Below are 21891 nucleotides of genomic sequence, written 5' to 3'. Positions count from 1 at the left end.
GACGTTCGAGGTTCAGATCGCTGACGACGCTGCTGCTGGTGAGCTGGGTGTCGCGGTGACGTCGGTGGCCGGTGACAACGGTGGCGAGGCCTCGGCTGAGACCGTCATCACCGTCGCCGAGGAAGGCGTCGCGCTCGACGTCACCGCCGACGCACAGGTCGAGGGCGAGCCGGGCGACGTCGTCGAGATCGCGACGAAGGTCGAGCACGTCGGTTCCGAAGACCTCGTGGGCGGCACGGTGGATTTCGAGGTGCCGGAGGGCGCTGAGATCATCGGTGTGGCCGGTCAGGAGCTCGAGGAAGGTACTGAGCGTCCGGCCGAGGGCTGCGCGTTGGCTTCGCCGCAGCATCTGGTGTGTGGCACGCAGGCGACGCTGCCGGCTGGTGCGTCGAACGAGGCGACGTTCGAGGTTCAGATCGCTGACGACGCTGCTGCTGGTGAGCTGGGTGTCGCGGTGACGTCGGTGGCCGGTGACAACGGTGGCGAGGCCTCGGCTGAGACCGTCATCACCGTCGCCGGTACCGACGAGCCCACCGAGGAGCCGACCACGGAGCCCACCGAGGAGCCCACTGAGGAGCCGACGGCGGAGCCCACCGAGGACCCGGACGAGAACGGGGACGAGGCCGGCACGGAGTCCGGTGACGACGACGACCTGCCGGACACCGGTGCGTCCACGTCGGCCCTGCTGGCCGCCGCGGGCCTCCTGCTCGTCGGCGGTGCCGCCGTGGCGCTGCGGGCCCGGAGGTCCTGACCCAGAACGGGCCTGAATGACACGGCCCCTTCCGGCACACCGCCGGGAGGGGCCGTTTCATCTGCTGAGGAGCAACCGGTCAGATCGTCGGGCGCACCCGCAGGATCTTGCGGCGCAGGGTGATGCGGCGGGTGCCGTCGGAGTCCAGTCGCACGCGAGCCAGTTCCCAATGGCCGTACTCCGCACGGTCGGTGAGCAGGCGCCGTGCTGCCCCGCGCGACGTGGTGCTGGGCAGACGGAGATGCCAGAACTCGTACTCGGGAACCGCCGGTGCTGGGCGTTTCGAAGTCATCGGCGCTAACCACTGCATCCGCATATCGTGCCACGCCCACATTGGGTACGGTCTGCGATTGTGACCACCCCCTCGCATGACACCGAACGCCTCCAGAACGCACTCGACGAATTGACCGACGCCCTCGAAGCGCACCTGCAGGCGGCCTTGGCTCGCAGCGGCGAATCCGACACCGCCGTACAAGCGGCGTACACGGCGCTGCGCCATGCGGCTGAGCGCTACGACGACCTGCTGTTCGACCTGTGCGACGAAGTGACTCCCTGGGAGTTCCCCGAGGGGCCCCGTACCGACCTCGAATACGAGGACCCCGACACCTCGCCCGGCCTGGTCGGCGTGCTCGTGCGCCGTGACTACCAGATCAGCGACATCGACGGGCTGCTCGGAGCCGGCCGGGAGGCTTACGGAGAGCTCTACCCGGGTGACCCGCTGGAGTCCGCGGTCGCCGACGTCTCACACCCGGGACGCGCCCTGTACCAGATGCTGCACGCCTACGGCGTGGACGGCCTGGACGAGCGGGCCGAGGACGCCGGGCTCCGCCCACGGGGCGGGACGGTCTGGGTGCAGGCGTTGGCCGCCGGAGACGAGCAGACGTTGACCGACGACCCGTTCCAGGTGGCCGACGAAGATCTGCTGGTCTACCGCGTCGACGAGGTCATCCGAGGCGACGAGCAGGACTGAGGCCGGCTGCGTCAGCCGGCCTCGGGGTAGCCGGTGGCAATCGCCGACACCTCGTCCAGCGCGGCGCGGATCTCCGCCGGCAGGACGAGGTCGCCGGCGGCCAGGACGTCACGCAGTTGAGCCGCGGTGCGTGCCCCGGCGACCGCCGATGCGACCCCCGGCTGGTCGCGTACCCAGGCCAGGGCCACCTCGAGCGGTAGCGTCCCCAACCCGTCGGCCGCGGTGCACACGGCCTCGACGATGTGGCGGGACCGGTCGTCGAGGTACGGCTCGACGAACGACACGAGATGGCTCGAGGCAGCGCGCGAATCGGCCGGGGTCCCGCCGCGGTACTTCCCGGTCAGGACACCGCGTCCCAGCGGGGACCACGCCAGCACGCCCAGCCCGAAGCGCTGGGCGGCGGGCAGGGCTTCGCGTTCGATGCCGCGCTGCAGCAATGAGTACTCGACCTGGGTCGAGCACAGTGGAATCCGGCCGGGGGCGGCGCGCTGATGGACCGCTGCCGCCGCCGTCTGCCACCCGGAGTAGTTCGACACCCCCACGTACCGGGCTCGTCCGGACGCCACCGCGATGTCGAGCGCGCCCAGGGTCTCGTCCATCGGCGCGTCGTCGCTCCACGCCTGGACTTGCCACAAGTCGACGTAGTCGAGATCGAGGCGGTCCAGCGAGTCGTCGAGCTGGTCGAGCAAGCTCTTGCGCGAGACGTCGACAGAACGACCGTCGCCGGGATACGAACCGCCGGCCTTGGTGGCGATCACGAGGTCGGAGCGAGGCACACACGAGTCGAGCAGCGCACCGACGAGCCGCTCGCTTTCCCCGCCGCCGTACGACGCCGCCGTGTCCAGCAACGTACCGCCGGCGTCGGCGAAGGCTTCGAGTTGTTCGCGGGCCTCGTGCTGATCGGTGTCGCGTCCCCAGGTCATGGTCCCGAGCGCGAGGCTTGACACCCGTAGGCCACTGTCACCGAGTCGTCGCTGTTCCACGCGGGTGAGGCTACCTGGTGGGGACGGCGCGGGGCGCCAAGACGCTGCCGGTAGAGTCCGCCGAGGCGCAAGCAGTACGACGAAAGGTGCGGGGCGAATGCGGCTGGGGCTCAACCTGGGTTACCTGAGCGGGCCTGATGTTCGCGACCAGATCGCACTCGCACAGGAAGCCGAACGTCTCGGCTACTCGGTGGTCTGGGCTGCTGAGGCCTACGGCTCCGACGCGCCGACATTGCTGGCGTGGATCGCTGCGCAGACCGAACGGATCGACGTCGGCAGCGCGGTCATGCAGATACCGGCCCGCACGCCTGCAGCCACCGCGATGACGGCGGTGACGCTGGACGCCGTGTCGGGTGGGCGGTTCCGGCTCGGTCTCGGCGTGTCCGGTCCGCAGGTGTCCGAAGGCTGGCACGGCGTGCGTTTCGAGCGGCCGCTGCAGCGCACCCGTGAGTACGTCGACATCGTCGAACGTGCGCTGCGGCAGGAGAAGGTGGCCTATCAGGGCGAGCACTTCACGCTGCCGCTGCCGGACGGCCCCGGCAAGGCGCTGCGGCTGATGATGCGTCCGGTGCGCGAGCGGATCCCGATCTACCTCGCCTCGATCGGCCCGAAGAACCTCGAGCTGACCGGCCAGATCGCCGACGGATGGCTCAGCGTCTTCTTCGCTCCCGAGCACGCCGCGGAGTCCATGGAGCCCATCCGGGCCGGGCGCGAACAGGACGGGCGCTCCATGGACGGATTCGACGTCGTCACGACAGTGCCGCTGGTCATCGGGGACGACGTCGCAGCGTGCGCCGACGAGGTGCGCGCCTACACCGCCTTGTACATCGGTGGGATGGGCAGCCGGGAGCAGAATTTCTACAACCGGCTGGCGGTGCGGATGGGTTTCGAGCAGGCGGCCACGGAGGTGCAGGACCTGTTCCTGAACCGCGAGTACCGGGCTGCCGCCGCGGCGGTGCCGCAGGAGTTCATCGACCGCACCGCCCTCATCGGCCCGCCGGAGCGGATCCGGGAGCGACTGCCCGCCTACGCTGAGGCCGGCGTCACGACCTTGACGGTCGCGTTCACCGGCGGGGCAGAGACCCTGCAGACTCGTCTAGCCCGACTGCGCGACCTCGCCGAGGCCGTCGACGCAGCCGGGCTGGCGGAGTGAGAAGGCGAGCGTGAGCGGAGGAATGGAGTGGTTCCAGGCCGCCGTGCTCGGCGTGCTGCAGGGCCTGACCGAGTTCTTGCCGATCTCGTCCAGCGCGCACCTGCGGATCTTCCCGGAGCTCTTCGGCTGGGAGGACCCGGGCGCGGCCTTCACCGCAGTGAGCCAGATCGGCACCGAAACGGCCATCATTCTCTATTTCGCTCGTGACATCGGGCGGATCATCGACGCGTGGTTCCGGTCGTTGTTCGCGCGACGGTCACGGGGTGGCGCATCGGCTCGCCGCGGGCGGCGCCGGCGGGGCTACGACCCGACCGATGCGCGGATGGGCTGGTTCGTGATCGTCGGCACGCTGCCGATCGTGGCCGCCGGGTTGGCGCTCAAGGACGTCATCGAGAACGACTTCCGGTCGCTGTGGATCATCGGGACCACGCTCGTCGCGCTGGGGATCATCCTCGGCATCGCCGACCGAGTGGGGCGCAAGGAGCGCGGCGCGGCAGACCTGCGCATGCGCGACGCCGTGGCCATCGGTGCCGCACAAGCGCTCGCCCTGGTGCCCGGGGTGTCGCGGTCCGGAGCGTCCATCACGATGGGGTTGTTCCTCGGGCTCGACCGCCCCACGGCCGCTCGATTCGCGTTCCTGCTGGCGATCCCGGCCGTGCTGGGTTCAGGCATCTACGAGTGGCCGAGCGCGATGGAGGAGGGCTCGGTGTACGGCACCGGGCCGACCATCATGGCCACGGTCATCGCGTTCCTCGTGGCGCTGGGTGTCATCGCGTGGCTGTTCCGATGGATCGAACGGCGCACGTTCGCGCCGTTCATCGTGTACCGCATCGTGTTGGGTTCGTTCACCCTGATCATGCTCATGACCGGGACGTGGTCCGCGTTGTGAGGCGGGCGGCTCAGCCCGGAGCCGGCGCGTCGGCGACCCACGGCCACGGGTCGGTGTGGTTGCCGTCGAGGCGGACCTCGAAGTGCAGGTGCGGCCCGGTGGAGTAGCCGGTGGAACCGATGGTTCCGATGACCTGGCCCTTCTCGACCTTCTGTCCGACGGCGACGGCGAGGTCGCGCTGGTGGGCGTACATCGTCGTCAGGCGTTGGCCGTTCCAGAGCCCGTGGTCGACGATGACCATGTTGCCGTAGGCGGTGTTCCACGTCGCCTCGACGACGGTGCCGGAGTCGGCGGCGTACACCGCTCCGTCACCTCGCCCGAAGTCGAGGCCGGTGTGGAGCTTGACGTAACCGAGGATGGGGTGCAGCCGCGGCCCGTACTCCGACGTGGTCGAGCCGGTACCCGGCCGGAGGAACGTGCCGGTGCCGTAACCGGGCCCGTAGTCCAGTCCGGCCAGCCGGGCGCCGATCGCGGTGGACTCGTTCAGCAGCGCCATGTATCGGCTGTAGTCCTCGAGACGTGCCTGCTCGGCCGCGTCGAGGGCGGAGGCGACCAATGCCGACTTCTCGTCGAGTACGCCTCGAGCCGCTTCGGCGGCTTGCTCGGCGGCTTCCTTGTCCTGGCGGGCGGTGGCGGCCTGCTCGGCGCGTCGGGCCAGTGTGACGCGTTGACCTGTCAGCCGGGCGTAGGCGTTGCGCAATTCGGCTTCGTCGACGGCCATGCGACCCAGGGTGGAATCGCCGGTGCGCAGCAGGGTGCGCATGCCGACGTAACGGGTGGTCAGCTCGGCCGGAGTCTCCGCGGCGAGCACGACACCCAGCGCCGCCAGGTTGGTGCCCTTGTACGCCTCACGGGCCACCAAGCCCAGCGTGTCGCGGGTGGATTCGGTGCGGCGCACCAGGTCCGCGATCTGCCGTTCGGTCCGCGCCGCCGACTCCTCGGCGACCTTGAGGCGTCGCTGCGCCTCGTCAGCTTCACGCCGGGCGGCATCGGCGGCTGAGCGGGCCAGCGCGTAGGAGACCTGAGCCGTGTCCACGTCGGCCATGACTTCGGCGAGCAGGCGGCGCGCCTCGGCGACGGCTACGGTCTGAGCGCCGGCGATGGCCTGCTGGTAGGCCGTGTCGGGGTCGGACGGTACGTCGTCGGGCACGAGGGTGTCGGGCGGCTGCTCGGGCGGCTTGTCCGTCGGCTTGTCGGGCGTGGTGGTCGGCGTCGGTGTTCCGGTCGGCTTCTTCGTCGGCTTCGGTGTCTTGGTCGGTGTCGGTGTCTTCGGCGGTGTCGGTGTCTTCGTCGGCGGGGGTGTTTTCGTCGGTGACGGAGATTTCGTCGGCGTGGGTGTGTCGGTAGAAGTAGGCGTGTCGGTGGGAGTTTGCGCCGTCTCAGTGGGGGTGGGCGACCCCGATGGCGACACCGACGGCGTAGGTGGTGTGGGTGGCGGCGTGGGGGACATCCCGAAGGCCGGGGAGACCGCGACGCCGGCGCCCAGACCCATAGCGGCAAGCACACTCGCGAATCGGCGATGAACAAACCGCATCGGCGTTGGTCCCCCTCCGCTTGGGTTGAACGATCACAGCTTGACATATGCGCGGGGCCTTTGGAGGGTCGTATGCTGTGAGGCCATGCCTACGGTCGTGCTGGTCCGCCATGGACGTACGGCGGCCAACGCCGCTGAGACCCTGGCCGGGCGGACCCCCGGCGTCGATCTGGACGACACCGGTGTGGCCCAGGCCGAAGCTCTCGCGCGGCGCCTGGACGGTGTCCGTCCGGCCGCGATCGTCAGTAGCCCACTCGAGCGCTGTGTCCGTACGGCGCAGTTGTTGGCCGGCGACTCCGGCACCGTCGCCGTGGACGAGAACCTGACCGAGTGCGACTACGGCAGGTGGACGGGCCGACCACTGGCGGAGCTGCGGCGCGAGAAGTTGTGGAGAGTCGTGCAGGAGCACCCTTCTGGCGCGGTGTTCCCCGGTGGTGAGTCGTTACGAGCCGTGCAGGCCCGCGCCGTCGCCACGATCCGCGAGCATGACGCGCGCATCGCCGCCGAGGCCGGCCACTCGGCGGTCTGGTTCGCGGTGTCCCATGGCGACGTCATCAAGTCTGTCGTGGCTGACGCGTTGGGCATGCATCTGGATCACTTCCAGCGCCTGGCCGTCGACCCGTGTTCACTGACGGCCATCTCGTACACCGAGCGTCGGCCCTTCGTCCTGCGGCTCAACGATGTCGGAGGCGACGTGGGCTTTCTACGGATCACCCGGCGCCGCAGCCGGAAAACGGCGAGCAGCGACGGCGTCGTCGGTGGTGGCCGTGGCGTCGGTGCGAGATAAAGTCATCCCGTGGCAGCGCAGGTGTACAAATTCGACTCGCCCGACCGCTTCGTCGCCGGAACGGTCGGACGTCCCGGCGAGCGTTCGTTCTTCCTCCAGGTCCGCGACGCCACTCGGCTGATCAGCGTGCTGTTGGAGAAGGAGCAGGTGGCTGTGCTCGCCGAGCGCGTCGACACCATGCTCGACGAACTGCTCCGGCGTTCCGGCGGCACCGCGCCCGTGCCGACGGTCGCGCCGCCCGATGCCGACGATCTCGATCCGCTCGAGCAGCCGATCGTGGAGGAGTTCCGAGTCGGTGCCATGACGCTGTCCTGGGACAGTGAAGATGAGCGGGTCGTCGTGGCCGCCTACGCCGTCAGCGACGAGGAGACCGAACCGCCGGACGACCCCGACGAATCCGACCGCGACGTCATCGTCGTGCGGCTGACCGGGCACGAGGCGCGGGCGTTCGTGAAACGAGCACAGGCCTTGGTGGCCGCCGGACGTCCGCCGTGTCCGCTGTGCAGCCTCCCACTCGACGCCGAAGGGCACATCTGCCCCCGGCAGAACGGTTACCGGCGGCGGAGCTGACCTCCTCGTGGACACGCTGAGCCTGCTGCGAGAAGGCGAGTTGAGCATCGAGGGCAGGCTGACGGTCGCTTCGAACCTGACCCTGCGCGGGCACGTCACGCACGGCGATCGCACCGTGCGGTGTGTCTACAAGCCGATCAGCGGCGAACGGCCCTTGTGGGACTTCCCGACCGGCACGCTGGCCCGGCGTGAGGTCGCCGCGTACGAACTCGCCGAAGCTGCCGGCTGGCGACACGTGCCGCCGACCGTGCTGCGCGAGCAGGGCCCGTTCGGTCCGGGCATGTGCCAGCAGTGGATCGACGCGCCCGACGGAGCCGTGAGCTGGGTCGACGTCGTCGCCCCGGCGGAGGTCGAGCCGGGATGGCACGTCGTCCTCGAAGCCATGGACGACTCCGGCGCCCCGGTGGTCCTCGTCCACGCCGACACACCTGACCTGCGCCGACTCGCCTTGTTCGACGTCGTCGTCAACAATGCCGACCGCAAGGGCGGACACGTCCTGGCGGCCCCGGCCGCCGTCGGTCGCACCGCGATCTTCGGCGTCGATCACGGGGTGTGCTTTCACCCGGATCCGAAGCTGCGCACCGTGCTGTGGGGGTGGTCCGGCGAGGCGATCACCGCGTCCGAACGCGCCGAACTGGTCTCCTTGCGCGAAGCCCTCGGACGTGATCTCGGCCACACCTTGAACACGCTGCTCAGCGGCGCTGAGGTGGCGGCGACCTCGGCGCGGATCGATGAATTGCTCACCGTGGGCAGATTTCCCCATCCCACCGGCCGGATGCCCGTTCCATGGCCGGTGTTCTGAGCACCTAGGCTTTCGGCATGCGTGCATGGCCAGCCCCCGACCTGCCCGACCTCCCCGGCCGTGGTCTGCCGGTCCGGCTGCACGACACCTCGTCGGGCAGTACCCGGGTCGCGGCCGCCGGCCCCACAGCGTCGATGTACGTGTGCGGTATCACGCCGTACGACGCAACCCACCTGGGTCACGCCGCCACCTACATCGCCTTCGACGTGCTCAATCGCGCCTGGCACGATGCCGGGTTCGCGGTCGCCTACGTCCAGAACGTCACCGACGTCGACGACCCGCTGCTCGAGCGCGCCATCGAGACCGGGCAGAACTGGCGCGATCTCGCCGACCAGCAGACGCAGCTGTTCACCGACGACATGGCGTGGCTGCGGGTGATACCGCCGCAGCACTTCGTCGGCGCCGTCGAGTCCATCCCGGTGATCATCGAGCTGATTCAGCGATTGCAAGCCGCCGGGGCGATCTACGACGTCGACGGCGACCTCTACTTCTCGGTTCGTTCCGACCCGAAGTTCGGCCAGGTGGCCGGGCTCGATCCCGCCACCATGCGGGACCTGTTCGCCGAGCGCGGCGGCGACCCGCACCGACCCGGCAAGAAGGACGAGCTCGACTGCCTGGTCTGGCAGCGTGCGCGGCCGGGGGAGCCGTCCTGGGACAGCCCGTTCGGCCCGGGGCGTCCAGGCTGGCACGTGGAGTGTACGGCGATCGCATTGCAGCACCTCGGCATGCCGTTCGACGTGCAAGGCGGCGGCAACGACCTTGCTTTCCCGCATCACGAGATGTCCGCGGCCCACGGACAGGTCGGGGAGGAGCGCTGGCCGTTCGCGCACGTCTACGCGCACGCCGGCATGGTCGGCCTGAACGGCGAGAAGATGTCCAAGTCGCTCGGCAACCTGGTGTTCGCCTCGGAGCTGCGCCGCAACGGGCACCACCCGGCGGCTGTGCGGCTGGCGTTGCTCAGCGGGCACTACCGAGCCGACCGCGAGTGGACCGACGACCTCCTGGAGCAGGCGTCCGCCCGGCTCGACCGCTGGCGTGAGGTGGCACGGTCGTCAGCGGCGCCGGATGCCGTGCAGCTGCTGTCCGACGTGCGCGGCCACATCGCCGACGACCTCGACACGCCGGGCGCGATCGCCACCATCGACCGGTGGGTGGACAGCGCCGCCGGCGCCGGCCAGCCGATGGATCCGTCAGCTCCGGCACTCTTCAGCGACCTCGTCGACGCCCTCCTCGGCCTTTCCCTTGAATGATCATGTTCACTTGGCAATTCCCTGCTCCACCACCCATACACGCCTGGTGATGCGTCACAACGCCTCGTGATGCCCAGCGGCTGGCCGCCTCGTCCACAGGCATGCCCCAAGCCGCAAGTTGTCCACAGATCGGCGAGCGCCCCTCGCGCCATGCGACCGCACTCGGCCACCGTCGGCTGCCATGGACGAAATGCTGCAGACCCTGGCTGCGACTCAGGGCCATGTCATCTTGCGACCCCAAGCGCTCGACGCCGGATATCTCGATCACGAAATCGCTCGGCTGCGTGAACGTGGCGAATGGATCACCGTCCGTCGCGGCGCCTACATGCAACGATGCGTGTGGGACACCCTCGACGACGTCGGCCGGCACCGTGCCCGCGCCCACGCCGTCCTCCGTCAGCTCGATGAGCCGGCCGTCGCCAGTCACGTGACCGCCGCCGTCCTCAGCGGGCTGGACGTGTGGGACGTCGACCTCACGACGGTGCACGTGACGCGGGCCGACCTGCATGCGCCGCGGCGCGAAGCCGGCGTGCACCACCACGTCGGGCCGCTGCCGGACTCAGAGGTCACCGAATACGCCGGCGGCATCGTCGCCACGTCAGACGCGCGCACCGTCATCGATGTCGCCCGTACGGTGCCGTTCGAGTCCGGCGTCGTCACGGCCGACTCAGCGCTCGCGCGGCCACACGTGAAACCCGAGGCCCTGCTCGAGATGTTGGACGAGATGCGGACGTGGCAAGGCGCCCGCACGGCCGGGCGTGTCGTGGCCTTTGCCGACGGACGCGCGGAGAGCGTCGGTGAGTCCCGGCACCGGGTGCAGTTGTGGCGAATCGGGCTCCCGGCGCCGCAGCTGCAGGTCGTCGTCCAGGGGCTGGACGGCAGCGAGGACCGGGTCGACTTCTACTTCGACGATTTCGCCACGGTCGGGGAGTTCGACGGACGGGAGAAATACGGGCGGCTGCTTCGCCCCGGCGAAAGCGCAGGCGATGCGATCTGGCGCGAGAAACGGCGAGAGGATCGGTTGCGCGAGCGCGGGATGCAGGTCGTGCGGCCGGTCTGGGCGGACCTGTATCGCGACGACGTCGTGGCGCAGCGCTATCGCCGGGCGTTCGCGTTGGCGCGGCGACGGCGCTACGTCTGAGCGGTCATCGGCACCACGAGGCGTTGTGGCGCATCACCAGGCGTGTATGGGTGGTGGGGCAGGGAATTGCCAAGTGAACATGATCATTCGACAACAGTGGGGTCAGCGGTCGCGGCGGCGTAGGTAGCGCTCGAACTCGCGGGCGATGTGCTCGCCGGAGGCTTCAGGCAGGTCGACGGTGTCGCGGGCCTCTTCGAGACGGCGTACGTACTCGGCAACGTCGGCGTCTTCCTCGGCCAGTTCGTCGACGCCGTGTTGCCACGCTTCTGCCTGCTCGACCAGGTCGTCGAGGCTGATCGACAGCTGTAGGTAGTCCTCGACATGCTGGAGCAGCACCAACGTGGCCTTCGGGCAGGGCGACTGCGCGACGTAGTGGGGTACTGCCGCCCACAGGGACAGCGCGTCGTAGCCGCCGGCGGTGGCGGCGTCCTGGAAGACGCCGACGATACCGGTGGGGCCTTCGTAGTTCGACGGCTCCAGGCCCAGACGGGCGGCCTTTTCGGGGTCGCTGGAGGCCGATGTGACCGGGACCGGACGGGTATGCGGGACATCGGCGAGTAGAGCGCCCAGCGTCACGATCTGTCGCACACCCAGCTCGCCGGCTGCGGCGAGCAGTTCGGCACAGAACGAGCGCCAGCGCAGATTCGGCTCGATGCCGCGCAAGAGAACGAGATCACGCCCGGCGTCGGCTTCGCGGACGACCGACAGCCGCGTAGTGGGCCACTCGATCTCGCGTGCCCCGGAGTCATCCAGACTCACCAACGGCCGGTTGACCTGGAAGTCGTAGTACTCGTCCGGGTCGAGGCCGCCGATCGGGGTGGCGTTCCACTGCTGCTCGAGGTACTCGACGCCGGCCGTGGCCGACTCGCCTGCGTCGTTCCAACCCTCGAAAGCCGCGATGAGTACGGGATCGCGCAGCCGTGGCGCGCTGTCGAGCTCCATCACACTCGTCTCCCTGGGTGGCGATCATCCGCGTCCGTCGGACCCCGTCGTCCTGGGGCCCACCCTACGGCCATCGGCGGGCGAGGGCGCGGTCAGCGGGTCGCGATCGGACGGACGCGGAGATCACCATCAGGTCACGAGCGCGGGAGCTGCCTCATTCGGACTGTTCAGCCAGCGCGAACTGGACCGAACCGTCCGCGTCGACGGCGGCGTCGAGTGCCTTGTCGTCCAACATGACGGCGGCTTCGGCGTCGAGGAACAGCCGCACACCGGAGTCGTCGAGGACCTGGTCGCCCGCTTCGGGTTCGGGGGACAGGTTGAGGTTGAGCGCGCCGTCCTCGTTCGAGGCGATGCGCAACCCGGTCCCAGCCGGCATGTCCTGCTGCCCGGTGATGTTGCGGATGACCGCAGCGGCGTTCTCGGTCAACGTGAGCATGGTGAATGACCTCTCAAGAAAAGGGGGAGTCTCGAATGCGGACTCGGACTGACAGTGCGGGGTCATGCGAAGACCCGACGAGCACGTCTTGTCGGCGGTTGAAATCCTCTCCCGGCGGCTGGGCCGGTCGACTGCCGTTCGCCATTCCCACGCTTCCCGCCGTGTGGCCATCCGTCAAGCGGGATGGCCGAATCATTTCCCGGGCGACTGGGCGGGCGCGGACGAGTCGGTCAAACCGGCGGCGAGGACTTCGGCCAGGTGAACCGCCCGGCGGCCGCTGCCCTGCCGGATCTGGGTCCGGCAGCTGAATCCGTCGGCGACGATCAACGTCTGGTGAGCGGCTGAGCGGACCGCCGGCAGCAACGCTTGCTCGGCGATGGCCTGAGAGATCTGGAAGTGACCCTGCTCGAAGCCGAAATTGCCGGCCAGCCCGCAACAACCGGCGCCGGTGCGGGTGGACTGCACCCCGGCGGCGGCAAGCAGGGCGTCTTCGGCGTCGTACCCCAACGTGGCGTGCTGATGGCAATGGACCTGTGTCAGCGCGGTGCGTTCGCTGTGCGGCGGCGACCAGTCCGGCGCGTGCTCGGTCAGGAACCCGGCCAGCGTCTGGCTGCGCGCGGCGAGCTGTTCGGCGCGTGGATCGTCGGGCAGGAGATCCGGCATCTCGTTGCGCAGGGTGGACAGGCAACTGGGCTCGAGCCCGATCACCGGAGCGCCGGCGGCGAGCGCGGGTTCGACGGCGCGCAGCGTGCGCTGCATGACCCGTTTGGCCACCCCCAACTGACCGGTCGACACCCACGTCAGCCCGCAGCACACCGGGCCGCGGGGCAGGCGTGGGTCGAAGCCGGCCGCACGCAGGACCGCGACGGCCGCCCGGCCGATCTCGGGGGCGAACCGGTCGGTGAACGTGTCCGGCCACAACAGCACCTGTGGCCCGCTGGTTCGGCCCGCACGACGGCGGAACCAGCGCGTGAACGTCTCTGGCGCGAGCTCGGGGAGGTCTCGCTCGGCGGCGATTCCGCCGATGCGCTTGGCCAGGCGGGACAGCACCGGTGAGCGCATCGCCGCATTGGCCGGCCCGGCCGCCAGCGAGCCCAGCCGCAGCCACAGCGGCAGCCAACCCATCGAGTAGTGCGCGGCCGGTCGCAGCCGACCGCGGTAGTGGTGGTACAGGAACTCCGCCTTGTAGGTGGCCATGTCGACGTCGACCGGGCAGTCGCTCAGACACCCCTTGCACGACAAGCACAGATCGAGTGCGTCGCGGACTTCGGTGGAGCGCCAGCCGTCAGTGATGACCTCACCGGCGAGCATCTCGTGCAGCAGGTGCGCGCGGCCGCGGGTGGAGTGCTCTTCCTGCCCGGTGACCTGGAAGCTCGGGCACATGACGGCGCCCGCAGCGGTACCGGCGGCCCCGGCGCGATTGCGGCATTTCCCGACGCCGACACACCGGCGCACCGCCTGCGCGAAGTCGCCGTCGTCATGCGGGTACGAAAAGATCGTGGCCGGAACCTCCGTGCGCACCGCGGCGAATCGCAGGTCGGTGTCCAACGGCCGGGGCCGGACGATGACGCCGGGATTGAGCCGGAATTGCGGATCCCAGATCCGCTTGAACCGATCGAACAGCCGCATCACCTCCGGGGAGTACATGCGCGGCAGCAACTCCGATCGGGCCTGGCCGTCCCCGTGCTCGCCGGACAGCGACCCGCCATGCTGGGCGACCAGGTCGGCGGCTTCGGTCATGAAGCGGCGATAGGCGGCGACACCGTCGTCGGTGATCAGGTCGAAGTCGATCCGGATGTGCAAGCAACCTTCGCCGAAGTGCCCGTAGGGGATGCCGTGCAGACCGTGCGATCTCAGCAGGGAGCGGAACTCACGCAGGTAAGCGCCCAGCCGATCAGGGGGTACGGCCGCGTCCTCCCAGCCGGGCCAGGCCTCGGAACCGTCGGCCATTCGCGTCGCCGTTCCCGAGCCTTCCTCTCGCAGCCGCCACAAGGCGCGCTGCTCGACCGGGTCGGTGAGGACCCGGTGCGAGGCCGGTGAGCACTCCGCTGCGATCCGGGCGGCCTGTTCGGTCGCATGCCCGATGTCTGCACCGGCGACCTCGACGAACAGCCAGGCCCCGCCCTTCGGCAGCTCCGGTCGTCGTCCTCGACCGCCGCGTTTGGCGTCGCGGATGGCGACCAGGCGTTCGTCCATACCCTCCACGGTCAGCGGATGATGGGGGAGGACGGCGGGGACGGCGTCGGCCGCGGCGACGTCGTCGGGAAAGCCGAGGACCAGCAGGACCCGCGCGGCGGGCACCTCGACCAGGCGCACGGTCGCGCCGAGCACGACCGCACAGGTGCCTTCGGAACCGACCAGCGCCCGGGCGACATGGTGACCGTTCTCGGGCAGCAGTCGGTCGAGGCCGTACCCGGAGACCTGCCGGGGGATCCGGCCGAGCTCCCGGCGGATCACCGCGAGGTCGCCGTTCACCAGATCGCGAAGCGCAGCGTGTATCTGGCCCGCGCGCCCGGGCAGTGCGGCTCGCCGGTCGAGCTCCGGACCGGGCGCCGCCCCGACGGTCAGGCAGGTGCCGTCGCTGAGGACGACGTCGAGTTCCTCGACGTTGTCCGCGGTGGTTCCCCAGGCCACCGAGTGCGAGCCGCAGGAGTTGTTGCCGATCATGCCGCCCAGGGTGCAGCGGCTGTGGGTGGAGGGATCCGGGCCGAAGGTCAAGCCGTGGGGCGCCGCAGCGGCTCGCAGGTCGTCGAGGATGACGCCGGGCTGCACCCGGGCGGTCCGGGTCGCCGGGTCGACCTCGACGATCCGGTCGAGCTCGGTGAGGTCGAGCATCAGGCCCCCGCCGCACGCGTTGCCGGCCAGACTCGTCCCGCCGCCGCGTGCGACGACGTCGACGCCGAGCTCATGGGCGGCCTGCAGCGCATCGACCACCTCGCCGGGGGCGCGCACGACGGCTACGGCACCGGGCACGCGGCGATGGTTCGAGGCATCCATCGTGTACAGCGCCCGAGTGGCGGGATCGTCGTGCACCTGGATCGCCGTTGTGCTGCGCAACTGCTCGACCAGGGCACGCACGGCGCCGGCCGAAGCCTCGGTGGTCGCGTCCTGCGCGGTGGCGTTCCTCATGGGGTCATGGCTATCACGATCACGCATGCGACCATGGAGTACGTGACTGCTCAATTGCCTGCCGCGGTGCTCTGGGACATGGACGGCACCATGGTCGACACCGAACCGCTGTGGATCGATGCCGAGAAGGCGCTCGTGGAACGACACGGAGGGACGTGGACCGAAGCCGACAGCCTGTCGCTGGTCGGCAGTGATCTCCTGGCGGCCGGGGCGTACATCCGCGAGCGCGGCGGATTGTCGATGACGCCGGAGCAGGTGGTCGACCATCTGCTCGGTGAGGTGCTGCTCGGCGTGGACGAAGACCTGACGTGGCAGCCGGGGGTGCGAGAACTGCTGGCCGAACTGAATCATCTCGGCGTGCCCTGCGCGCTGGTCACCATGTCGTATCGGGTGCTCGCCGAGGCCGTCATCGCCCAACTGCCATCGAACACGTTCACCGCGGTGCTGACCGGCGACGAAGTCGCGCACGGCAAGCCGCACCCGGAGCCCTACCTGGCCGCGGCGGCCCAGCTCGGCGTCGATCCGGAAAGTTGCGTGGTCATCGAGGATTCACCGACCGGCGCGGCCTCCGGGCTGGCCGCCGGCGCGCGCGTGGTGTCGGTGCCCAACGCCGTGGCGCCGCGCCCGGAGCCAGGCATGGTGGTCATCGATTCGCTCGGCGGGGTGGCCGCAGCTGATCTGCTGGCCTTGTTCGACGAGCGGCGCGAGACACTTGTGCGCATATCGGAATGAACTGTTGCTGAATCGCGATGTCTTTCTGACGCCTCAGTGACTCTGGGTAGAGGCGTGAGGCAGTACTGTCACACTCCACGGGTCGGATCACCGCCCGGCAGTCGAACTTGTGAGGTGTGAGATGCGTGGCACTGGCCTGAAGCGCAGGCTGATCGCCGGAGCGATCGCCGGTGGGCTGGTCCTGACTGTGGCGGCGTGCGGCGGCGACGACGACAGCGGCAGCGGCGCATCCGGTGATGGCGGAACCCTCGTGTTCGGCGCATCGGCTGACCCGGTGATCCTCGACGGCGCCTTGATCAGCGACGGCGAGTCCGCCCGGCCCATCCAGCAGATCTACGAAGGACTGGTCGGCACCGAGGAGGGCGGCACCGAACTGGTCCCCGAGCTCGCCGAGTCGTGGGAGCCCAGCGACGACGGACTGCAGTGGACCTTCACCCTGCGTGACGACGTCACCTTCCACGACGGCGAGCCGTTCAACGCCGAGGCTGTGTGCTTCAACTTCGACCGCTGGTACAACTTCAGCGGCATCATGCAGAGCCCGTCGGTGAGCTACTACTGGAACGCAGTCATGGGCGGGTTCGCGAACAACGAGGGCCCGGAACAAGGCGAGAGCATGTATGCCTCGTGCGAAGCCACTGACGAGTTCACCGCCACCGTCACCCTGACGCGGCCGTCCTCCACGTTCATCTCCGCCTTGGCCATGCCCGCGTTCTCCATGGCCAGCCCCAAGGCGCTGGAGGAGTACGAAGCCGACGCCGTCAGCGGGACCGGCGAGTCCCCGTCCTTCGACGGCACGTTCGGTTACGAGCACCCGGTGGGGACCGGCCCGTTCATGCTGGCCGACCCCTCCGACTGGGAGCGGGGCAGCCAGCTCACGCTGACCCGCAACGACGACTACTGGGGTGAGCCGGCCAAGCTCGAGCGGCTGATCTTCACCGTCATCCCGGACGGGCCCGCTCGGCGCCAGGCGCTCGAGGCCGGCGACATCGACGGCTACGACCTGGTCGCGCCCGCCGACCTCGGTGCCCTCGAGCAGGCCGGGTTCCAGATCCTGTACCGCCCGGCGTTCAACGTCGCTTACGTGGGCTTCCAGCAGAACACCCCGCCATTGGACAATCTGAAGATCCGGCAGGCCATCGCGCACGCGATCAACCGCGAGAACCTCGTCAGGACGAACTATCCCGAGGGCTCGCAGGTGGCCACGCAGTTCATGCCGCCGGAGCTGTTCGGCTACGCCGAGGACGTGCCGACGTACGAGTACGACCCGGAGCTGGCGAAACAACTCATCGCCGAATCCGGTGAGACCAACCTCGACATCGAGTTCTGGTACCCGACGGACGTCTCGCGTCCGTACATGCCGAACGCAGAGGCGAACTGGGAACTCATCCGGACCGATCTGGAAGCGGTCGGGTTCACCATCACGCCGAAGCGCGCGCCGTGGGACCCGGACTACCTCAACACCTACCAGACCGGCAACACGCCGATGTACCTGATCGGCTGGACCGGCGACTTCGGTGACCCGGACAACTTCCTCGGCACCTTCTTCAAGAACCCGAACCAGGAGTTCGCGTTCAACAACCCGGAGATCCACCAGCTGTTGCAGCAAGCCGAGGCCGAAACCGACCTGGAAGCTCGCACGGCGTTGTACGAGGAAGCCAACAGGTTGATCATGGAGTTCCTGCCCGGCGTTCCCTACGTGCACACCGAGCCGGCCGTGGCCTTCGCCGAGGGCGTGTCCGGCTATGTCCCGGGCCCGCTGAACAACGAAAGCTTCGCGTCGGTCACGGTTGAGTGAGTAGCTGAGCTTTTCGTGCTGAAGTTCGTCGTCCGTCGCCTGTTGCTGCTCGGCCCGATCCTGCTGGGTCTGTCGGTCCTGCTGTTCTTCTGGGTGCGTGCGCTGCCGGGCGGGCCTGCCGTGGCCCTGCTCGGCGAGCGCGCGACACCCGAGTCGCTGGCCCGGGTCGAGCAGCTCTACGGCCTGAATCAGCCGTGGTACGTGCAGTACAGCAAGTTCCTCACCCGGGCCGTCCAGCTCGACTTCGGCAACAGCACCCAGACGAACCGACCCGTCACCGAAGAGATGGCCCGGACCTTCCCGGCGACGTTCGAGCTCGCGGTGGCGGCGTTGCTTCTGGCCGTGGCCGTGGGCATCCCGTTGGGATATCTGGCCGCGCGGCACTACGGACGCTGGCTGGACAACCTGTCGGTGACCGGGTCGCTGCTGGGTGTGGCGATCCCGGTGTTCTTCCTCGCCTACATCCTCAAGTACGTCTTCGCCGTGCGGTTGGGGTGGTTCCCGACGCAGGGCCGGCAGGATCCGCGCATGGATGCCGACCATCCGACGGGACTGTACGTCTTGGACGGCATCCTGACCGGGAATCTCGAGGCCAGCTGGGACGCGGTCATGCATCTGGTGCTGCCGGCGTTCGCGCTCGCCTCCATCCCGTTGGCGATCATCGTCCGGATCACCCGGGCGAGTGTGCTCGACGTCGTTCACGAGGACTACGTCCGCACGGCCGAGGCGAAGGGGCTCTGGGAGCGGACCATCACCCGGCGTCACGTGCTGCGTAACGCGCTGCTACCCGTGGTCACCGTCGTCGGCTTGCAAGCGGGGTTGCTGTTCTCCGGCGCGATCCTGACCGAGACGGTGTTCGCTTTCGACGGCGTGGGCCGCTTCGTCGCCGAAGCCATCTCGAACCGGGACTACGCGGTCCTGCAGGGCTTCATCCTGGTCATCGCGGCGCTGTACGTCTTGATCAACCTCGCCGTCGACGTCTCGTACGGGTTGATCGACCCGAGGGTGAGAGTGAAATGAGCCTTTCGCAAGTCGAAGCGGCCACCGAGTCCGATCAACTGGAACCCGGTGGCGCCAACCTGCGCCGGGCTGCGTGGCGGCGGCTGCGGCGAGACCCGGTCGCGCTCGTCGGGTTCGCGCTCATCGCGATGTTCGTCCTGGTGGCCATCCTGGCGCCGCTGATCGCTCCGTACGGGCCGCGTGACCAGCCCGGTGCGGGACTGATCACCCCGACGACCATCCCCGGGCCCTCGGCCGAGCACTGGTTCGGTCTCGATGAGCAGGGCCGGGACGAACTGAGCCGGATCATCTACGGGGCCCGGCAGTCGCTGCTGGTCGGCGTGGTGGCCATGCTGCTCGGTATGGCCGGCGGGCTGGTGCTGGGTATGCTGGCCGGCGCGTTCGGCCGATGGGTCGACACCGTCGTGATGCGCATCGTCGACGTCATGCTCTCCATCCCGGGGCTGCTGATGGCGATCGCGATCGCCGCCGTGCTCGGCCAGAGCCTGACCTCGGTGATGATCGCGATCGCGGTCATCAACGTGCCGATCTTCGCTCGGCTGCTACGCGGACAGATGCTGTCGCAGCGCGAGAGTGACTATGTGCTCGCCGCCAGGTCGCTGGGTGTGCGGCACCGGTCCATCGTGCTGTCGCACGTCCTGCCCAACTCGATGTCACCGGTTATCGTGCAGGCCACGCTCACGTTGGCCACGGCCATCATCGAGGCGGCGGCGCTGTCGTTCCTCGGCCTCGGCGGCGCCGACCCCTCGGTGCCCGAATGGGGCCGGATGTTGGCCAGCACCCAGCTCTACCTCGCCAGCGCACCGCACCTGGCCCTGTTCCCAGGGCTGGCCATCGTGATCGCGGCGCTCGGGTTCACGCTGGTGGGCGAGCGCCTGCGCGAAGCCCTCGACCCCAAGTACCGGCGGTGACCGTGACGAATTCCGCAACCGGGCCGTTGCTCGACGTCCGAGATCTCACGGTGACGTTCACGCGCCGCGGCGGCCCGGACACGCGCGCGGTGGACGGTGTGTCGTTCCAGGTGAGCCCCGGGCAGACGCTCGGCCTGGTGGGGGAGTCCGGCAGCGGCAAGAGCGTGACGTCGCTGGCGGTGATGGGCCTGCTGCCGCGGCGCAGCGTTAGCGTCGAGGGCCACGTCTACTTCGACGGTGACGACTTGCTGACGTTGCCCCGAGACCGGATGCGCGACATCCGCGGGCGCGACATGGCCATGGTGTTCCAAGACCCGATGACGTCACTGAATCCGGTGGTGCCCATCGGGGTACAGGTCACCGAGGTGTTCGAACGACACCAGGACATGACCGGCGAGGCCGCGCGCAAGGCCGCCGCCGAACTGCTCGACCGCGTCGGCATCCCGGACCCGGGCCGCCGGCTCAAGGAGTATCCACACCAGTTGTCCGGCGGGATGCGCCAGCGCGCCCTGATCGCGATGGCGCTGGCTTGCCGCCCGCGCGTGCTGATCGCCGACGAGCCGACCACGGCTTTGGACGTCACCATCCAGGCGCAGATCCTGGAGCTGCTCAAAGACCTCGTCCAGGACACCGGCGCGGCATTGATCATGATCACCCACGATCTGGGCGTCGTAGCCGGCCTGTGTGACACCGTGCACGTCATGTACGCCGGCCGGGTGGTCGAGTCGGCCGGCCGGCGTGAGCTGTTCGCCGAACCGCGCCATCCCTACACCGGAGGGCTGCTGGCGTCGGTGCCCAGGCTGGACGCACCGCGTGGTGCTCCGCTGCAGCCGATCCCGGGCTCGCCGACCGACGTGTTGTCGTGGCCCGACGGGTGCGCCTTCGCGCCCCGGTGCCCGAACCGCATCGACGCCTGCACCGGGGCGCCACCGCCATTGGAAGCGATCGGCGGGCGCACTCTGCGCTGTGTGAACCCGCTGCCCACGGCCGAGGAGGTGCCGGCATGACCGAAGCCCCGGCCGAACAGGGCAGGCGGCGGCGCAGCATCGACCCGACCGACGCCTTGCTGACGGTCGACGACCTGCAGGTGCATTTCCCGATCCGTCGGGGCATCCTGGTCGAGCGCCAGGTCGGTGCGGTGAAGGCGGTCGATGGCGTCGACCTCACCATTCCGCGTGGTTCGACCGTCGGCCTGGTCGGGGAGTCCGGCTGCGGGAAGTCCACGTTCGGCCGGGCCCTGCTCCGGCTGGTGGAGCCCACCGGCGGATCGGTCCATTTCGACGGTACCGATCTGCTCGCGCTCGACGACGAGCAGATGCGCCGGATGCGCCGACAGATGCAGATGGTCTTCCAGGACCCGATGGCCAGCCTCGATCCGCGACAGGACGTCGAGTCGGTGCTCACCGAGCCACTGCGGGCGCACCGGATCGAAGGCGATCACCGGGCTCGGGCACGTGAGCTACTCGACCTCGTCGGGTTGCCCGCGACGGCGCTGTCGCGATACCCGCACGAATTCTCCGGCGGGCAACGCCAGCGCATCGGCATCGCTCGGGCGATCGCGCTCGAGCCACAGCTGATCGTCGCCGACGAGCCGGTGTCCGCGCTCGACGTCTCCATCCAGGCCCAGGTCGTGAACCTGCTGGAAGAGCTGCAGGACCGCCTCGGGCTGACCTATCTCGTCATCGCCCACGACCTCGCCGTGGTGCGTCACATCGCCGACGTCGTGGCCGTCATGTACCTCGGCGGCCTGGTCGAGCAAGCCGCCTCGGACGAGCTGTACGCAGCGCCGCTGCACCCGTACACCAGGGCGCTGATGTCGGCGGTGCCGATTCCCGATCCGGAGGTCGAAGACACCCGGCAACGGATCCTGCTCGCCGGCGACCTGCCGTCGCCGGCGGCACCGCCGCCCGGGTGCAGGTTCCACACGCGGTGCCCGTTCCGGCAGGAGACCCGCTGCGACGACGAGCGTCCCCAGTTGCGGTCAGTGGCCACCCGACCGCCGTCGCATCGAGTGGCCTGCCACTGGGCCGAGGACATCGACGCCGGGCGGATCCAGCCCCGGGCCTCCGCGGTGGTCGAGCCCGACGCGTCCTGAG

General features: G+C 69.3%; 22 protein-coding genes. 16 read left to right on the top strand and 6 right to left on the bottom strand.

Annotated features, from left to right (window positions below; translation table 11 throughout):
• Window positions 1-751 (top strand): PT domain-containing protein (locus M6444_RS06060; protein WP_298324181.1); only part of this gene is annotated, 751 nt, incomplete at its 5' end.
• Between the two features lie 79 nt (window positions 752-830).
• Here the strand turns inward: M6444_RS06060 and M6444_RS06055 are convergent.
• Entirely contained in the window at window positions 831-1043 is a 213-nt protein-coding gene (locus M6444_RS06055; protein ID WP_298324179.1) for a DUF5703 family protein, read from the bottom strand.
• Window positions 1044-1103: 60 nt separating this feature from the next.
• Between M6444_RS06055 and M6444_RS06050 the strand changes: the two genes are divergently transcribed.
• A complete protein-coding gene (locus M6444_RS06050) occupies window positions 1104-1721 on the top strand; it encodes a hypothetical protein (RefSeq protein WP_298324177.1) in 618 nt (205 codons plus the stop codon).
• Window positions 1722-1732: 11 nt separating this feature from the next.
• Here the strand turns inward: M6444_RS06050 and M6444_RS06045 are convergent, their stop codons facing one another.
• On the bottom strand, window positions 1733-2704 hold the full coding sequence (locus M6444_RS06045; protein ID WP_298324174.1) for an aldo/keto reductase: 972 nt from the start codon (window positions 2702-2704) through the stop codon (window positions 1733-1735).
• A gap of 97 nt (window positions 2705-2801) precedes the next feature.
• Here M6444_RS06045 and M6444_RS06040 point away from each other — a divergent pair, with 97 nt between their 5' ends.
• Window positions 2802-3857 (top strand): LLM class F420-dependent oxidoreductase, encoded by a 1056-nt coding sequence (locus M6444_RS06040; protein ID WP_298324172.1) that lies wholly within the window; start codon window positions 2802-2804, stop codon window positions 3855-3857.
• A 10-nt stretch (window positions 3858-3867) separates the two neighbouring features.
• Window positions 3868-4746 carry an undecaprenyl-diphosphate phosphatase gene (locus tag M6444_RS06035; protein ID WP_298324170.1) on the top strand — a complete coding sequence of 293 codons (879 nt, stop codon included), beginning with the start codon at window positions 3868-3870 and terminating at the stop codon, window positions 4744-4746.
• Between the two features lie 10 nt (window positions 4747-4756).
• Here the strand turns inward: M6444_RS06035 and M6444_RS06030 are convergent, their stop codons facing one another.
• On the bottom strand, window positions 4757-5896 hold the full coding sequence (locus M6444_RS06030; protein WP_298324168.1) for a M23 family metallopeptidase: 1140 nt from the start codon (window positions 5894-5896) through the stop codon (window positions 4757-4759).
• 28 nt (window positions 5897-5924) lie between these two features.
• Between M6444_RS06030 and M6444_RS06025 the strand changes: the two genes are divergently transcribed.
• The 6 genes from M6444_RS06025 (at window position 5925) to M6444_RS06000 (ending at window position 10830) form a co-directional block, all read left to right on the top strand.
• Entirely contained in the window at window positions 5925-6269 is a 345-nt protein-coding gene (locus M6444_RS06025; protein ID WP_298324166.1) for a hypothetical protein, read from the top strand.
• Window positions 6270-6365: 96 nt separating this feature from the next.
• Window positions 6366-7067: a histidine phosphatase family protein gene (locus M6444_RS06020; protein WP_298324163.1), complete on the top strand. Its 702-nt coding sequence runs from the start codon at window positions 6366-6368 to the stop codon at window positions 7065-7067.
• 9 nt (window positions 7068-7076) lie between these two features.
• On the top strand, window positions 7077-7637 hold the full coding sequence (locus M6444_RS06015) for a DUF3090 domain-containing protein (protein ID WP_298324160.1): 561 nt from the start codon (window positions 7077-7079) through the stop codon (window positions 7635-7637).
• 7 nt (window positions 7638-7644) lie between these two features.
• A complete protein-coding gene (locus M6444_RS06010) occupies window positions 7645-8439 on the top strand; it encodes an SCO1664 family protein (RefSeq protein WP_298324157.1) in 795 nt (264 codons plus the stop codon).
• 17 nt (window positions 8440-8456) lie between these two features.
• Window positions 8457-9689 carry a cysteine--1-D-myo-inosityl 2-amino-2-deoxy-alpha-D-glucopyranoside ligase gene (gene mshC / locus M6444_RS06005; protein ID WP_298324154.1) on the top strand — a complete coding sequence of 411 codons (1233 nt, stop codon included), beginning with the start codon at window positions 8457-8459 and terminating at the stop codon, window positions 9687-9689.
• 181 nt (window positions 9690-9870) lie between these two features.
• Window positions 9871-10830: a type IV toxin-antitoxin system AbiEi family antitoxin domain-containing protein gene (locus M6444_RS06000; RefSeq protein WP_298324150.1), complete on the top strand. Its 960-nt coding sequence runs from the start codon at window positions 9871-9873 to the stop codon at window positions 10828-10830.
• A 102-nt stretch (window positions 10831-10932) separates the two neighbouring features.
• Here M6444_RS06000 and M6444_RS05995 read toward each other — a convergent pair whose 3' ends face one another.
• The 3 genes from M6444_RS05995 to M6444_RS05985 all read right to left on the bottom strand — a co-directional run bounded on the left by M6444_RS05995 (window position 10933) and on the right by M6444_RS05985 (window position 15337).
• On the bottom strand, window positions 10933-11772 hold the full coding sequence (locus M6444_RS05995; RefSeq protein ID WP_298324189.1) for a PAC2 family protein: 840 nt from the start codon (window positions 11770-11772) through the stop codon (window positions 10933-10935).
• A 154-nt stretch (window positions 11773-11926) separates the two neighbouring features.
• Complete coding sequence (locus M6444_RS05990) at window positions 11927-12208, bottom strand: hypothetical protein (protein WP_298324149.1); 282 nt, start codon at window positions 12206-12208, stop codon at window positions 11927-11929.
• Between the two features lie 192 nt (window positions 12209-12400).
• Window positions 12401-15337, bottom strand: a complete 2937-nt coding sequence (locus M6444_RS05985; protein WP_298324145.1) for an FAD-binding and (Fe-S)-binding domain-containing protein — start codon at window positions 15335-15337, stop codon at window positions 12401-12403.
• Between the two features lie 6 nt (window positions 15338-15343).
• On the opposite strand from M6444_RS05985, the gene M6444_RS05980 reads away from it, so the two are divergent.
• The 6 genes from M6444_RS05980 to M6444_RS05955 all read left to right on the top strand — a co-directional run bounded on the left by M6444_RS05980 (window position 15344) and on the right by M6444_RS05955 (window position 21890).
• Window positions 15344-16069, top strand: a complete 726-nt coding sequence (locus tag M6444_RS05980; protein ID WP_298324142.1) for an HAD family phosphatase — start codon at window positions 15344-15346, stop codon at window positions 16067-16069.
• Window positions 16070-16190: 121 nt separating this feature from the next.
• The gene (locus tag M6444_RS05975) at window positions 16191-17864 is read left to right on the top strand and encodes an ABC transporter substrate-binding protein (protein ID WP_298324139.1); all 1674 of its coding nucleotides are present in this window, start codon (window positions 16191-16193) and stop codon (window positions 17862-17864) included.
• Between the two features lie 15 nt (window positions 17865-17879).
• A complete protein-coding gene (locus tag M6444_RS05970; RefSeq protein ID WP_298324136.1) occupies window positions 17880-18884 on the top strand; it encodes an ABC transporter permease in 1005 nt (334 codons plus the stop codon).
• On the top strand, window positions 18881-19795 hold the full coding sequence (locus M6444_RS05965; protein ID WP_298324133.1) for an ABC transporter permease: 915 nt from the start codon (window positions 18881-18883) through the stop codon (window positions 19793-19795). Before M6444_RS05970 ends, M6444_RS05965 begins: the two co-directional genes overlap by 4 nt.
• Before the next feature lie 2 nt (window positions 19796-19797).
• A complete protein-coding gene (locus tag M6444_RS05960) occupies window positions 19798-20802 on the top strand; it encodes an ABC transporter ATP-binding protein (protein ID WP_298324129.1) in 1005 nt (334 codons plus the stop codon).
• A complete protein-coding gene (locus tag M6444_RS05955) occupies window positions 20799-21890 on the top strand; it encodes an ABC transporter ATP-binding protein (protein WP_298324126.1) in 1092 nt (363 codons plus the stop codon). The genes M6444_RS05960 and M6444_RS05955 overlap by 4 nt, the downstream gene beginning before the upstream one ends.
• The last annotated feature ends 1 nt before the right edge of the window (window position 21891 follow it).

The organism is Haloactinopolyspora sp. (assembly GCF_027324685.1).
Lineage (GTDB): Bacteria > Actinomycetota > Actinomycetes > Jiangellales > Jiangellaceae > Haloactinopolyspora.
This window is presented reverse-complemented; position numbering and strand designations above follow the sequence as displayed.